At 43.8% G+C, this 14,145-nt stretch carries 13 protein-coding genes; 5 read left to right on the top strand and 8 right to left on the bottom strand.

Annotated features, from left to right (window positions below; all coding sequences use genetic code 11):
- Positions 1–33: 33 nt before the first annotated feature.
- Positions 34–390, top strand: a complete 357-nt coding sequence (locus L1D60_RS16410; protein ID WP_239842060.1) for a hypothetical protein — start codon at positions 34–36, stop codon at positions 388–390.
- A 110-nt stretch (positions 391–500) separates the two neighbouring features.
- Here the strand turns inward: L1D60_RS16410 and L1D60_RS16405 are convergent, their stop codons facing one another.
- From L1D60_RS16405 to L1D60_RS16390, 4 genes are all read right to left on the bottom strand, one after another.
- Positions 501–2,273 carry an ABC-F family ATP-binding cassette domain-containing protein gene (locus L1D60_RS16405; RefSeq protein WP_239842059.1) on the bottom strand — a complete coding sequence of 591 codons (1,773 nt, stop codon included), beginning with the start codon at positions 2,271–2,273 and terminating at the stop codon, positions 501–503.
- 417 nt (positions 2,274–2,690) lie between these two features.
- A complete protein-coding gene (locus tag L1D60_RS16400; protein WP_239842058.1) occupies positions 2,691–3,476 on the bottom strand; it encodes a hypothetical protein in 786 nt (261 codons plus the stop codon).
- A gap of 309 nt (positions 3,477–3,785) precedes the next feature.
- Complete coding sequence (locus L1D60_RS16395; protein WP_239842057.1) at positions 3,786–4,121, bottom strand: hypothetical protein; 336 nt, start codon at positions 4,119–4,121, stop codon at positions 3,786–3,788.
- Between the two features lie 112 nt (positions 4,122–4,233).
- Entirely contained in the window at positions 4,234–4,689 is a 456-nt protein-coding gene (locus L1D60_RS16390; protein ID WP_032548816.1) for an Lrp/AsnC family transcriptional regulator, read from the bottom strand.
- Positions 4,690–4,831: 142 nt separating this feature from the next.
- Between L1D60_RS16390 and L1D60_RS16385 the strand changes: the two genes are divergently transcribed.
- Positions 4,832–6,643, top strand: coding sequence for a PLP-dependent transferase (locus tag L1D60_RS16385; RefSeq protein WP_239842056.1), 1,812 nt, complete (start codon positions 4,832–4,834; stop codon positions 6,641–6,643).
- Positions 6,644–6,729: 86 nt separating this feature from the next.
- Here the strand turns inward: L1D60_RS16385 and L1D60_RS16380 are convergent, their stop codons facing one another.
- Complete coding sequence (locus L1D60_RS16380) at positions 6,730–7,710, bottom strand: helix-turn-helix domain-containing protein (protein WP_239842055.1); 981 nt, start codon at positions 7,708–7,710, stop codon at positions 6,730–6,732.
- A 114-nt stretch (positions 7,711–7,824) separates the two neighbouring features.
- Here L1D60_RS16380 and L1D60_RS16375 point away from each other — a divergent pair, with 114 nt between their 5' ends.
- Complete coding sequence (locus L1D60_RS16375; RefSeq protein WP_239842054.1) at positions 7,825–8,442, top strand: LysE family translocator; 618 nt, start codon at positions 7,825–7,827, stop codon at positions 8,440–8,442.
- A 26-nt stretch (positions 8,443–8,468) separates the two neighbouring features.
- Here L1D60_RS16375 and accD read toward each other — a convergent pair whose 3' ends face one another.
- A complete protein-coding gene (accD, locus tag L1D60_RS16370) occupies positions 8,469–9,329 on the bottom strand; it encodes an acetyl-CoA carboxylase, carboxyltransferase subunit beta (protein WP_239842053.1) in 861 nt (286 codons plus the stop codon).
- 125 nt (positions 9,330–9,454) lie between these two features.
- Here accD and L1D60_RS16365 point away from each other — a divergent pair, with 125 nt between their 5' ends.
- Entirely contained in the window at positions 9,455–10,360 is a 906-nt protein-coding gene (locus L1D60_RS16365; RefSeq protein ID WP_239842052.1) for a LysR family transcriptional regulator, read from the top strand.
- Here L1D60_RS16365 and L1D60_RS16360 read toward each other — a convergent pair.
- Both L1D60_RS16360 and L1D60_RS16355 read right to left on the bottom strand, forming a co-directional pair.
- A complete protein-coding gene (locus L1D60_RS16360) occupies positions 10,351–11,076 on the bottom strand; it encodes a metallophosphoesterase (protein WP_239842051.1) in 726 nt (241 codons plus the stop codon). The two genes, L1D60_RS16365 and L1D60_RS16360, sit on opposite strands and share 10 nt — an antisense overlap.
- Before the next feature lie 62 nt (positions 11,077–11,138).
- A complete protein-coding gene (locus tag L1D60_RS16355; RefSeq protein ID WP_239842050.1) occupies positions 11,139–11,633 on the bottom strand; it encodes a YcxB family protein in 495 nt (164 codons plus the stop codon).
- 409 nt (positions 11,634–12,042) lie between these two features.
- Between L1D60_RS16355 and L1D60_RS16350 the strand changes: the two genes are divergently transcribed.
- Entirely contained in the window at positions 12,043–13,959 is a 1,917-nt protein-coding gene (locus L1D60_RS16350) for a methyl-accepting chemotaxis protein (protein WP_239842049.1), read from the top strand.
- Positions 13,960–14,145: the final 186 nt, after the last annotated feature.

The raw sequence follows: 14,145 nt of genomic DNA, 5'->3' as shown, positions 1-14,145 counted from the left end.
TGATTGGCCGATGACGCAGCGAAGAGAGTATTTATGTCAACTGAACTCAAACAACTTGAACTTAACGATTTGATGGCAACGAAAGATGTCATTGTGCTCACCAGCGTAGAAGATCAGGCGATATCTTGGTTAACAAGTTACTACCACAAAAACGCTGATATTCAGATTATCGAGAACGCACATCAGGTAGATACTGAAGCGATTTTGTCGCAATGCCGAAGCGGTCTTCACGAAGGTAAAAAGGTCATCCTCACTGCCCAATTTCGTAGCCAACTTCCTATCATCAATATCGCATCCCTGTGTAATGAACAGCGCAAATCACTGATTAATATTGAGCTATCAGGCTGGGATGAAGATCAGCGCCTGCCACAGTCGTTTAGTAGTTTTTAGCTTGTAGTCATTTTAGATAAAATTAAGGCCTCGCATGAACGAGGCCTTGGTTTTGAGTGGAGTATGTTACGAATGCTCAGTGGTAGCTTTACACTGCTCACTCCAAGTTATTACAGGTTAAGTTGGTGAGTAATCTGGTCTAACTCTTTTAGCCATTGTTGCTGCATCTTGGGTTTCTGATGCTTTGGCTTACGCTGTTTGTCATCCTCAATTAAGGTTTCTAGTTGATACAGCCTTTCCAATATGGCTTCTTCAGAATCAAGACTATCGCCTGTTTGATTAGGGGTAGGTGAGGAACCACTGTTAGTTGATCCGCTCTTCAATAACTCAATATCTGATAACTCAGGGTCATGAGCTTTCGTTTCTGAATCAATTTCACCATACAGCTTTTCAAGGTCATGCCATTCCGTTAGCTCGCCGTCTTTAATCAACCAATAGCGGTTACAGCTTTTTTCAATCAGCTCTCGGTCGTGCGTTACAAGTAACACTCCACCTTCAAACTGATTAAGCGTGTCGCTGAGTTGATCTTTGCCATCGATATCAAGGTGGTTTGTAGGTTCATCGAGCATGAGTAGGTGATACTCTGCCAGTGATAGCCCTAGCATCAATAACCGAGAACGTTCGCCACCACTCAATTCGCTTACTTTTTGAGAGTGTCTGTTGTACTCGAAACCAGCGCTGATTAACGCGATTTTACGTCTTTCTTCACAGAGGTCAGTTAACCCTTCAAGAGAGTCAATCAAGGCGTCGTTGTCATTCAGTTGCTTTAGGCTTTGGTCGTAAAAACCGAGTCGGCAACGTGGATGGAACTGAATTCCCTCGATGTTATTTTCACGCCGCGTATAGTTCTGCCAGAGCATTTTCAACATTGATGACTTGCCGCTACCATTACTACCGATAATCACAACTCGATCGCCACTTTTGATCTGTTGCTCAATCACCCGAAGTAGTACAGGTGCATCAAATGCGGGCTTTACATCGAGTTTGTCAATAGTGAGTAGTCGATTTGCCCTAAGCGCTTCACCTTTTAAGGAGAGCTGCCAAGGGGCTCCAGAGGTCAGCTCGGTTTGTGACTCTTTTAGTCGCTCGACTCTTTTCTCCATGGTTTTGGCTTTTCTTGCCAGATCTTCGTTGTCATAAACTCGTCCCCAGTTCGCTAATCGTTTAGCGCTTTTCTCAACACGATCGATCTCTTTCTGTTCTGCCATGTTTCTCTGTTTTGCAGCTTCATCAACTCGTGCGAGTTCAGTTAGTGCTTTTGAGAAGGGCAGTTGGAAGTAATTAAGGCGTTTGTCTCTAAGTATCCAAGTGCAGTTGGTGACTTTGTCCAATAGCTTTCTGTCATGTGACACGAGAACAAAGCTACCCCTCCAGTTGATTAGAAAGCGTTCTAACCACAGTAAGGTTGGGAGGTCGAGGTGGTTACTCGGTTCATCGAGCAAAAGCAGGTCTGGCTCTGAGATCAGCGCTCTTGCGAGTAATAGGCGTGTATGTTGACCACCACTTAGAGATCCCGCTGTTAGGCTCCAATCACTGGATGGAAAGCCCATATCAGAAAGGATCAGCTCTGCGCGCCATTGGTCTTGTATCTGTTCATCTTTGGGAAGCTTTGCAACCACGGCCTCAAGCATAGAAAGGTGCTCTAAGTTCGCTGGCAAATGCTGCTCGACTTGTTCGATTAAACAGTGACTCGATATGGTAATAGCACCAGAGTGAGGTTCCTTGTTACCGCAAAGTAGTTGCAGTAGGGTACTTTTTCCGCTGCCGTTGTAGCCGACAAGGCCGATGCGGTCACCTTGTTTAAGGGTGAAAGAGATGTCTTCAAACAGAGACGCTGAAGGTGTGTTGAATGTAACTGATTGGGTAGATAATAATGTGCTCATTGGCTTACTCAAGTTTTTCAGGCGTAATGGCGCCTATCGTCAGTTTTTCGCTGACAATAACCTCGTAAGCTAGAGGGAAGAGACTCTAGTTAGTTTGTCTGTTTTGCTACTTCGCTCAAGCTAGGTTATCGCAGCACGTTGCTGGTAAAACTTGAGCGAACTTCGTAAGCAAAAATGTATGCAAAAGACAATGCACACTGGTTCATGGTTACCTCCTTTTATTTCGTCTAGTGGATGGATATGGTCATTCTATCAGCTGATCTTTTAAAGTCTATGATGGTTCAGATTTAGTCGAGTGAAATACGGTAAGTAAGACAAGAGGTTGGTTGGCAGGAATGACCATTGAGTAAAGAAATGGCCTCATGTAAACGAGGCCATGATAACTCAATTAATTTTTCTAGCGAGTGATATTGGTAGCTATTCTTTGACGTTGTTTATTAGCTTATACAGAGAATCGCTTACTTTCCTTTCGTATTTATCGACTTCTTTATTTATAGGTCCAGAAAGAAATGAACGAACGCTTACCCTTATGCCAAGATAAAAATATGCCTTTGAAAGGTTAATCGATGCATGAGTTGATGGAACTATTACTCCATCTTTTTTCGAGAGTTGGATATTAATATTTACTCGTCCAGCAAAGTTGAAATTTTTGTCTTTATCATCACTGTAACCATTAAATAACTTTTTCACTTTATATATTAGTGTCGCTTTGGCTTTGAAGTTAAGTGATATTACTAAGGTATCTATGTCCTTATGCCCAATATAAAAATTGTTGATAGTATGACTCAGGTTAACTCTTCGTAGTTTGACCTTTAAAGGTCCCCAACCAACTTTCTTATCATGCAATGGGATCACACTCGGTATGACATCACCAGATCTTTCCGAAATGGCGTGTCCAATGACTTCAGACAACAATGAATCTAGGCTACTCTCACTTGGAATGTTTCGAGGGAAATCTAAGTAAGTGTTTGTAAAGTCGGGGTAATTATCGTCGAGTAATTGTTCAGTATCCAGTTCTTCTATGACTTGCTTCTTCTTATCTTCTTCGCTCAGGCTATCCCATTTTATGCGAATTAGGTCTAGCGCCTCATCCAGTCGCTCAGAGCGGTCACCTTCTGTTAACTCACATACTTCTGTTAGAAAAAATTCAAGTGAGTCATCATCCATCTGTTTTACTATATCAATATATTTATCTACTAGCATAGTAACCTCCTAATAAGTCTACGTGCTGCAGTTTTTGATATTAACGTTGTTAGCTTTAGGGTAACTAACTTATACCCGATTAATATTGTAGACGCATTGTTAGACGAATGTGTGCAATGAATCTCATACTGGAGATATCGCTTAGGTCGAGGGTTGATTTATACAAATAAGATTAGATATCTATAGATTTAACACACTCCATATAACTATCTGAATTTTTTGAAATATGAATATATTCCATATTAAAAATCAATTGAGGTTACGTTAAGAATTGATAAATACGAACACCTTCTGTGTAACCAATGCCGTTTAACCTTGTTGCTGCGTTGGGATACAAACACTGGTTGGCAGAGTTAAAAGTCGATCTTCAAAAACATGAATATTCGTGATTTTCGCAAGTTCATCGTTATCCGAATACGGCATTTTTACGATGGAATTGTTAAAGCTTACACTTGCGACCATGTCGTCTGGATGACCAACAAAACCTATTTTGCATGGATCAAACGTTATCTCATGAACGCGACCAGTATTATAAGTGACCGTTACCGTAACTTGTTTATCCATGCTATTCGTTATTTTGGGGCCTGCTACTTCCATGCAACCTGTTAAAGAAACAAACAGCATGGTGATGATTACAAATCTCATAAAAATCCCTTTGATTTATAAATGGGAATTGTAATTAAAATCAATTGGTTATGATGTGATCTGAGATCGGAAACTCTTTAAATTCTTAAATCTCCAAAACAACCACACCAACTCACCTCACTGGCAGCTTGGTCTTTGTTTTTACTTGGCCAAAGGCGAAGCTGGATTCAATAGAAGCGATATTAGGTAGGCGGGTTAACTGCTTGCGGATAAATTGCTCGTAGCTTTTGAGAGATTCACTCACCACATGCAATAGGTAGTCGTGATTCCCCGTCATTAGAAAACACTCTAACACTTCATCAATCGCTTCAATGTGCTGCTCGAAGTCTCGCATGTTTTCTTCAGTCGGCTTTTCAAGCTTCACCAATACAAAAACATTCACGGGTAGGCCGCACGCTTCTTGATCGACACTGGCGTGATAGCCTCGAATAATCCCTTGTTTCTCTAATGCTCGGACTCGGCGTAAACAGGGGGAGGGAGAAAGCGCGACGCGATCGGCTAACTCTTGATTGGTGAGCCGTGCGTTGCTTTGCAGTTCAGCCAGTATCTTTTTGTCGATCTCATCCATTGGCATATTCCATTAATATTAGGGTTTAGTCTGCAATATTATTGCTCAAAGTGTATGCCTTACTTCGCAAATAGCAATCTTTAACATCTATGTAACACTAAAATTAAAGGAGGTACAACAAGGATGGAATGATTTAGCAATTATGAATACTTCAACTCAACTGAGCCCGCTGCGCAAAACAACCAAACACGAACAAGCAGAAGCCCTTGCGATTGAGCAAGCAAAACACTTCGGTATTGACCCAAATAGCGATTATGGCACCACGCTGGTGGAATTGGCGACGACGCTGTACAAAGCTAATACCAAAACACACGATCTTTGGGCAATAACGGTTGATGGCCTTTCGGAGCTGGATAAAAGTGATCGAATCGCTTGGTTTAACGCCAAACGTTTCTTGTCATTCCAGATCGCTAAGATTCTCGATAATCTACAAAACCCAATGCGCGCGACATACCAATCTATTGCGACTAACAATGGTAACTTTGCGTCTAAAGGTGCGTACCCTATCTTCGACAATGTCGCGGCTATCTTCTCGGCAAGCCCAGTAATTACGCGCACTGCGACTTATCTGTTTGCCTGTACAGAATGGATCGAAGATGCGTTCAATGGCAAAGAGCCGCTGCACGATATTTATTCTCGACTGTTAAATCCAACCTCAATCTCACTCGCCAACCATATGGTTGATCTTGAGGCTGGTTCGAGAGCGAACGAGTATCTTGCATGGAACTTCAACTCCGGTATGGCGGCCATTGATGGCTTACTCAGTCACTTACTAGGGCATGAGGATATTGTATTGGCCTCGCGCAATATTTACGGCGGTTCTTATCAACTACTGGAAGATTGGTTTGGTAAGCCTTCGAACTTGAATGTTGCGGTAGAGTGGGTGGATGGTTATTCCGGTGATGAGTTCGCAACTCGCCTTGATGAGGTTGCTGATAAGTACGCAGGCCGTCTTGCAGCGGGTAAGAAGATCTATGTCTACCTTGAGTCACCGTGTAACCCGCATGGGTATGTGTTAGATATTGCCAACATCAGTAAGGCCGCTCATGCTCGCGGATGGGATGTGATTGTGGATTCCACTGTAGGCACGCCACTGCTACACCCAGTACTCAAACGTGATGATGTGATGGAAAGACCGGATTACGTGATTCACTCGTATACCAAAGAGCTGGCCGGTTCTGGCACCACCACAGCAGGTGTTGTGATTGGCCGCAACGAGACCATGTTTGTACCAAAAGGGGAAGAGGTCACTTTCACCAAACCCAATGGCGATGAGGCGATGATTCCATGGAACGAAACTCTATTTTGGAATGTGTATTACATTAAAGGTGCATTCTTAGATGCAGACAAAGCATTTGAAGTACTCAACGGCATGAAAACCTATGAGATGCGTGTGGTGCAGAAAACCATTAATACCCTCACTCTTGCGAAGATCTTTGATGCGCATCCAGACATTAATGTGTCGTGTCCGGCTCTGCCAGACAGTGACAACTACGAGCACTGCCAGAACAACATGCATTTAGGTTTACCTGCGGCTCTGTTCACTATTGATATGGAGGGCAACGGCGACCGAGCGCCAATCAATCGCGATGGGTTTAAACAGTTCTTCGATATGTTGGAACCTGCAATCGGTATGCAAGTAAGCCTTGGGCAAACTAATACTGTAGCGCTGTGTCCGGCACTGACTACTCACTCAGAGCTGAGTGATGAGGCTCTCAATGAAGCAGGCATTAAACCTACGACTATGCGTATTTCGATTGGTTTAGAAGACCCTCGTATGTTCATTGCACATATTATTGAAGCGGCTAAATTGTCGATAGATCGTAAGCATGTTGATTTTTCATCGAGCTTCCCAAGCAACGAACGCATCGATGAGATCTATATGCAGACCTATATGGACGTGCACCAGAGGTTCGTGAAGAGCCTGCCGAAGTTCGGACAGCTGAGTCAGTAAATTTGCTTGGTAATCTAAGTCAGTAGGCTATTACAAAACACAAGCAACACCCTGTTAGATTAAGAGTCGGCAGGGTGTTTTTATTGTTATGGTTTCAAAGAATTACGACGACACTGATTTGGCGTCATCCCAAATCTTTTTCGGAAAATCTTGCACAGGTAACTGGTGTCTTTCACACCGATTTCATCTGCTAGTTGTATCAAGCTATGGCCGGAGTGTATGAGTCTCCAATGTACGTGTTGTAGGCGCAACTCTTGCCAATATTGGTGAGCAGACATACCAAACTGTTGTTGGAATAGTCGGTCTAGTTGGCGACGACTCACTCCAATCAGGCCACCAATATCATCAATGTTGGTGCTCAGCTCTAAATGTTCCTGCATTAATGAAATCGCGCGATCGACATGACGGTTTTGGTAACAGCCGTGCTGAGATGATTTTAATCGGTGATGATTACTACGGCTTTCGTCGACCAGCATATCAGCTAGCCCTTTTTCAGCTCTAATCTGGCCAACATGATCTTGCAAGATCGCGATAAGAAGGTCGATAGTCGCACCGCCGCCTGTACAGCTGATGAGTTTTTTGTCGAAGTGATACAACTGCTCATCACGCACCACCACCTTAGGATAGTTCGCTTTAAATTCATGATGATGTCGCCAGTGAACCACGACTTGGTGATTGTTTAGCAACCCTAATTCAGCGAGTGTAAAACAAGCATTGTCGATACTCACGATCTTGATGCCAGCTGATACGACCTTTTTAAAAAATGAGCGATACAGAGGAGCTTGTTGTTGTGAATCTTGAGCCGTTCGGCTGCCAAACAGGACGACATAATCAACGTCCTTTAGCTCAATTGTCTCAGGAGTGTGCTCAACCATGATAGGGATATTGCTACTAGACGTAACCACTCCTTGAGTGTGAGACATGATCTTCCATGAACAGTATCTTTGCTGACTAAGATCCGCGTCATCGGCGGAGAAACGCAGCTTGTCTAGAAATGCTCCAAAGGGAAACACATTGAAGTTGTCTAACGGAATCAATAGAAACCTGACGCTCTTAGATTCGTCCATAGCAGTGATCTCGTATGTCTATATAGTCATATTTTACGTCCATATATTTCCGTTATCAATTTGCTTTTCGACACATACTAGCGACAGATTCAGTTATCTTGTTGAAGATTAGTTATGACGTTTGAAGTGTGGTGTTTGTTTATTTTGTCTGCTTTTGGGTTAGCGTGTATTCCTGGTCCTAACTCTTTATTGGCGCTCAGTCATGGTGCTCAGTTTGGTTACAAGAAGACCCTATGGACGATTTATGGTGGTGTCTGTGGTTTCTTTCTATTAATCACCATAGCCATGCTTGGGTTAGGCACGCTGTTGGAGGCAGAACCGGAGCTGATGATTGTTCTTCAATGGCTAGGCGCACTGTACCTCGGGTTTTTAGGTTTGAAGTTGTTTTATGCGCCTAGTGTTGATGTTGAAGGCAAAACTGAAACGGTCATACTCTTACCGCGACAGCTCTTCAAGCAAGGTTACTTTGCCGCATTATCCAACCCAAAGGTGTTGCTATTCTTTACCGCGTTTTTGGCTCAGTTCATCGACCCGAACAAGGCCTTTTTACCTCAGTTCGTAGTGATTACAGTGACCTTTCTGTGCATTGAATTTGCGGTTGAGTTCGGCGTTGCGAGAGTCGCAGATAAGGTCAAGGTGATGCTCCTAAAAAATGGCCGCATATTTAACCAATGTTGCGGCGCTCTTTTCTTAGCAATGGGAGTTATGGCGATAGTGAAGAGCTTGTTTTAGTGAGTAATGTAGAACACGTAAAATATTCACCTTTGAATCTGCGTGTTAGTCATCATCGCGATGAGTCTGGCAACGCGTTCTCGCATGTCATGCCTTTCGACAATCATGTCGAGTGCGCCGTGCTCTAGTAGAAATTCACTCTGTTGGAAATCTTCGGGTAGCTTTTCGCGAACGGTTTGTTCGATCACTCTGCGGCCTGCAAAACCAATGCGCGCTTTGGGCTCACCGATGTTGATGTCACCAAGCATCGCTAAGCTCGCTGATACGCCACCGAAGGTTTGGTCGGTGAGTACCGAAATGTAGGGAAGCTTTGCGTCAGACAGACGTTTTAGCGCGGCGCTGGTCTTGGCCATTTGCATTAATGCCATCAGTGATTCTTGCATGCGCGCGCCTCCACACGCGGAAAAGCAGACTAAGCTACAATTGGCTTCAATGGCTGTGTCGACAGCTTCTACAAAACGCGCTCCAACCACTGAACCCATTGAGCCAGCCATAAATGAAAACTCAAAAGCGCAGGCGATAATAGGTAGCCCTAATAGCTCACCTTGCATCGCAACCAGTGCGTCACTTTCGCCAGTGTTTTTGTGAGCAAGTGTTAGACGTTCTGTGTAGCGCTTTTTGTCTTTGAAATTGAGTAGATCTTGTGGCAGAAATTGTTTGCCTAGCTCCGTATGTTCGCCTTTGTCCAAAAAGCTCTCTAGTCGATTTCGTGCTGACATTCGCATGTGGTGGTTACACTTAGGGCACACCTCTAAATTCTCTGCGAGTGCGATACGATACAAGACTTGGTCGCAGCTCGGGCACTTAGTCCAAATGCCTTCAGGGATTGAAGCTTTGTGAGTACTGATTAAGTTCTTCTTATTTAATAGCTTTTCTAGCCAGCTCATGCATAAACCTTGTTATCAATGCTTTGAAAGATGAACATTGTATAAGCCAATTTTTGGTAATAAAGTGTCTAATATTGGTTTTATAATCCAACTTTTTGGGATAGTGTGAAGGGTGAAACAACAAGGTGCTAGATAAAATCGACCAACAGTGGCTTAAGAGCTTTCACTGCGTTTACGAGAACAACAGCTTTAAACGCGCTGCGGAGTTCCTGTGTTTGCCGACTTCAAATGTCAGTCGCCACATCGCGTTATTGGAAGAGCAACTGGATACTCGATTATTCGAACGAACCACTCGTCGCATCGCGCCAACCGAAGTCGGCGAACAACTCTATCTACGTACTCAACCTCTGTTGGACAAGCTTAGCGATGCACTCGAAGAAGTAACGCAACAATCACATGAGGTAATAGGGCAGCTCAATATTTTGATGCCAGATTCTCCGGAGCTTGCCCAAGCAGTCGTGTCCTTTTGTACCAAGCATCCTTCGATTTCGTTGTGTTGTGACACTAGTATCAGCCCGAAAGAGAACTTTTTGGATGGCTTCGATGTGATTTTGAGTTTCCACCGAGGAAAGCTTGATGATAACAACTGGATAGCCAGAGAGATTAAACGCTGGTCGAGTGTTGTTGTTGCATCTCCTAAGCTTCTGCAAACCTGCGCCAAACCAGCGAAGATTACAGACCTAAAACACGTACCTTGTATCACTAGTTTTACCGCTCTCAATGGCACGCCTTGGGTGTTTAAAAATGACAAAGGTGAACTGGTAACACAGCGAGTAAAGTCAGCATTTAAGGTCAATAGCGGGCAACTTGCTATGGCTGGTGGACTAGCGGGTTTGGGTTTTGCAATCCTGCCAGCCGAACTGTGTGAGGAAATGATTAACGCAGGAGATCTAGAAGTCATTGAGTTGGAATATCAACCCGAAGACTTAGTTTTGTACGCCTTCTACGCATCAAGAAAGCATATAGCGAAGAAAGTTCCTGCGTTTATCGAGCATCTACATAGTTATGCAGGCCAGAATGACTACAAATAGATTGCTTGGTAATCGACAGAGTTTGCAGAGAGCGAGATTTTACCTAATCCAATTTTCTCACTGCGATTGTATTCATCGATTGAGTGGTCAAATCCATAGGCTGTTGCTGGGGCCATGTACTGAGTTACGCCCAAGTGTGTGGTTGTAATGCCGTCATGGCCGTGTCCACAGATAACGTCACGGACTTGATACTGCGTAAGCACTCTCATCACCGTTGTATCATTCTCTAGGCGAATCGCCTTCATCCATTCGGCACCAACGGGGATAACAGGGTGGTGGACAACGACGATCGGATGGTGAGACTTTCTAAGATGCTTTTTAAGCTGCGCCATGCCACGGTTATCAATACGTCCTGAACCTAGTGGATGTTGGTTATCGAGCGGTTTGAAGCTCGAGTCGAGAAACACAAACTCACGCCCACAAACAGTGGCTTTGTTGGTAACGCAAATCGTTGAGCCTTTTAACTCTGCGCGCATTAATGAAGAGTCGTCATGATTGCCTGCAATCGCGTAAATTGGCTTGTTTCCAATATACTGTTTTATGAACGCTTCTAGCCGAATGTAGTCGCCTAACTGTGGGTTACAGCAAATATCACCGGTTAGAAAAATCGCTGTGCAGTCAGGATCGCTGTCAGCGTATTCCAATGCTTGGCGTAGGTTTTCATAGCTGGATTCATCGGATAGGTGACAGTCACTGATTTGGTATACGATAGTCATTGTTATAGTCCAATTATGACAATGAAGAAGAGCACCTACCGATAGGCAGGCGCAGATTTAGATCAATTTGCTTTGGCTGCTTCGTGTTGCTCAAACATGAAGGTAATTGCTTCGTCATTCAGACACGACTTACTCACGTATTGACGTTGTTTACCAATATGGATGATTAAGCCTAGATCTGTCTGTTCAAGCTCGTCGATTTGGCTCCACTTGATGGTGTTTGTGGTTTTGTAGTTTTTGTAACTCACGCCGTTTTCGTCACCTGAAAAGATCACTTTGCTTCCCGCGCCAGAACTGATTCTTTGTCGCCACAACCACCATGTTCTTTTGCAATAGACACTGAATGCTTCAATGACACTCAGCACAATAAAGAACCAACCGACATAGCCGCTCGGAAGTAGTTCAAACTCTAATAGAACCACACCAAAGATAAGGAACAGGAACGCCTTCATATAGGCTTTAGGAAACTGGACAGGGACGCTCGTTTGGTCATAACACTCAGCAAAGAAAGTTTTGTCGAGCGTGTACTCTGTGGTGAAACCGGGTTCTTTAGACATGTGTAGCTACTTTAAAAATCTTAGTGGATTGATGATTTTGCAATAGAGGTAGTGTATCTCTTCTTATCCGCTTTCCTTAGTGATTTTGTCCCTCTTTTGTAAATCGATACTTCTAAGAAGCGAGTTACTCTTTTTCGGTGGGTGGGGATAACCAACGATAGCCCGCTAAATTACTGAGCTTGTTTAGCCGTTTCTTATGACCCACAAGCCTTCTATATAGAGGTGCTCATCTGAATATTTGTCAAAATGTGACTCTAGATCACTCTCTTTGTTACTGTCATAAAACCTTCACACTCTTACTGATAGTTTTATTTATCTATGTTGTGTTATAACCGAAATGGTATTGGTTCTGTGAATGATTTATAGAGTCCGCAGTAATCAGGTCAGTACTCTAGGTCGGGAGATGTATATGAGAAAAGGAAGTCTGGGTTTTAAGGGAATTCTGTTAGGTTCCGTTGCCTTGTTAATGACGGTGTTATTAATGGCGAGCGAGCTCTATGGATACAAACAAACAGAAGAGTTCGTGATTAGGGATGTAGAGCGGTATTTCACGGATTATACCAAGCAACAATCTCTCACCGTCGAGCAATACTTCGCTCAAAAGGCATCCAGCGTTTCAAGCATTGCCAACCACTATAACAACAAGCCTTTCCCCTCAAATTACGTAGAACAAACTCAAATACTGGCCAAAGCAATGGACATAGGCAGTGTGGTTATCTCATTGGATAATGGTGATGGATATTGGAACCAGAGCGCCAACACTTGGCCAAACCATAAATATGAGGGTGACGTTACAACGCGAGAGTGGTACTTACTGGCGCAAAGACAGGCTGGCGTGTCGGTTACAGAGCCTTATATTGCGAGCGATGGCGTCATATGGATCAGCTTTGTACAGAAAGCATTTGATGGCACATTGTCTTCCGATTTAACGTTGGACTACCTTAACGAAGTAGTAAAACAGGTGTCTGATATTCCTGGTGCTGTGGCGATCATGATGGATCAAAACACGACCGTTTTGGCTTCTTCTTCACCGGAAATCAAAAATGGTGTTAAGGCATCGGAATTAGACGGGTTTGGTAGCGTGGCTCTTAATGCAGTAAATCAGCCGTCTGCTCTCCAAGAGTACGAGTTTAATGGTACAGGTAAACTGCTTTTCTCGAATGCCTTTAAGGTGGCGGACAAAACATGGTACTTCGCGATTCGCGTAGATGAGTCGGTTGCTTTCGCTGAGCTTTACGACTTGCGCCAAGAGAAAATCGTTAGTGTCTTGTTAGTCATTCTGTTTACTGTTTTGATTCTGACTGCTGTATTTAACTACTTATACCGCCCTGTTTTAGCATTACGAGATTTAGTAGAGGGTTTGGCGCAAGGTAATGGTGATTTAACAAAGCGCTTACCGGAGAACTCCAATGATGATTTAGGTCGAATTGCTAAAGGAATCAATGGCTTCGTTTCTCAACTGCAAGATATGGTGCTTGAGGTTAAGTTACTTTCATCAGAACTAAAAAGTAGAACGGCTAATCTATCAGAGCAGTCACGTGTGAGTGCGGAAAGATTGACTGAGCACGCTGCAGAGACTGAACAAGTAGCCACTGCGATTGTAGAGATGAACTCTACTGCGGAAGCTGTGGCACTGAGTGCGTCTCAAACGGCTCAACTGACGCAGAAAGCTGAGTCTCTCGGCCATGCTTCAATCGCTACCATCGAGCGCTCTAAAGAGAGTATGGTTGAGTTGAGATCAGATATTGATACCGCGATGGAACGTGTTCAAGACATGAATCTCAAATCAGAGAGTATTTATTCTATCTTAACGGTCATCAGCGATATCGCAGAACAAACCAATCTATTAGCTCTTAACGCCGCAATTGAAGCTGCGCGCGCGGGCGAGCAGGGCAGAGGCTTTGCCGTGGTTGCAGACGAAGTAAGAAACTTAGCGGGGCGTACTAAAACCAGCACCGAAGAGATTGAAAAAGCACTGAATGAACTCTTGGTTGGCAGTAAAACCATGGTTGAAGCGATGGAGAGCACCAAGGCTCGATGTAATGATACGGAAGAGAGTACCAATGGTTTAGAGGCGAGTGTGGCCGAAGTGTCTGTACATATCACCGAGATTAACGATGCAAGCATGCAGATTGCGACGTCCGCGGAAGAGCAGAGCAGTGTGACCCATGAAATTGGCCGAAATACCAATCAGATCAACGATATCGTTGTTGCACTCAAAGCATCAGGTATTGAGATGGATGAAGGTGCAGCCAAACTTGTTGAGGTGAATAACAGGCTTGATGACCTAATGAGCAAATTTAAAGTCGAAGAGTCGAACCGCTAATACGATTGTAAAGACAACAATCAAAAGCTGATAGAGCCATCACTCAATGATTTGTGTGGTGGCTCTTTTTGATCCGTGACGTTGTTTTTGAAGCAGTATACAGAGTTATTTAAATCCTAGCTTGGGCTCGATTGCTATTCAAACATGACCTTTCTCTCGTAGTTACACACAGTACAAGTCGATAAA

The sequence above is a fragment of the Vibrio sp. Isolate30 genome (assembly GCF_022397975.1).
Taxonomy (GTDB): Bacteria; Pseudomonadota; Gammaproteobacteria; order Enterobacterales; family Vibrionaceae; genus Vibrio; species Vibrio fortis.
This window is presented reverse-complemented; position numbering and strand designations above follow the sequence as displayed.

Coding starts and splice junctions, on each gene's coding strand:
- L1D60_RS16350 (WP_239842049.1), top strand. CDS start 12,043: ATGAGAAAAGGAAGTCTGGGTTTTAAGGGAATTCTGTTAGGTTCCGTT.
- L1D60_RS16395 (WP_239842057.1), bottom strand. CDS start 4,121: ATGAGATTTGTAATCATCACCATGCTGTTTGTTTCTTTAACAGGTTGC.
- L1D60_RS16390 (WP_032548816.1), bottom strand. CDS start 4,689: ATGGATGAGATCGACAAAAAGATACTGGCTGAACTGCAAAGCAACGCA.
- L1D60_RS16410 (WP_239842060.1), top strand. CDS start 34: ATGTCAACTGAACTCAAACAACTTGAACTTAACGATTTGATGGCAACG.
- L1D60_RS16385 (WP_239842056.1), top strand. CDS start 4,832: ATGAATACTTCAACTCAACTGAGCCCGCTGCGCAAAACAACCAAACAC.
- L1D60_RS16355 (WP_239842050.1), bottom strand. CDS start 11,633: ATGTCTAAAGAACCCGGTTTCACCACAGAGTACACGCTCGACAAAACT.
- L1D60_RS16400 (WP_239842058.1), bottom strand. CDS start 3,476: ATGCTAGTAGATAAATATATTGATATAGTAAAACAGATGGATGATGAC.
- accD (WP_239842053.1), bottom strand. CDS start 9,329: ATGAGCTGGCTAGAAAAGCTATTAAATAAGAAGAACTTAATCAGTACT.
- L1D60_RS16405 (WP_239842059.1), bottom strand. CDS start 2,273: ATGAGCACATTATTATCTACCCAATCAGTTACATTCAACACACCTTCA.
- L1D60_RS16360 (WP_239842051.1), bottom strand. CDS start 11,076: ATGACTATCGTATACCAAATCAGTGACTGTCACCTATCCGATGAATCC.
- L1D60_RS16380 (WP_239842055.1), bottom strand. CDS start 7,710: ATGGACGAATCTAAGAGCGTCAGGTTTCTATTGATTCCGTTAGACAAC.
- L1D60_RS16375 (WP_239842054.1), top strand. CDS start 7,825: ATGACGTTTGAAGTGTGGTGTTTGTTTATTTTGTCTGCTTTTGGGTTA.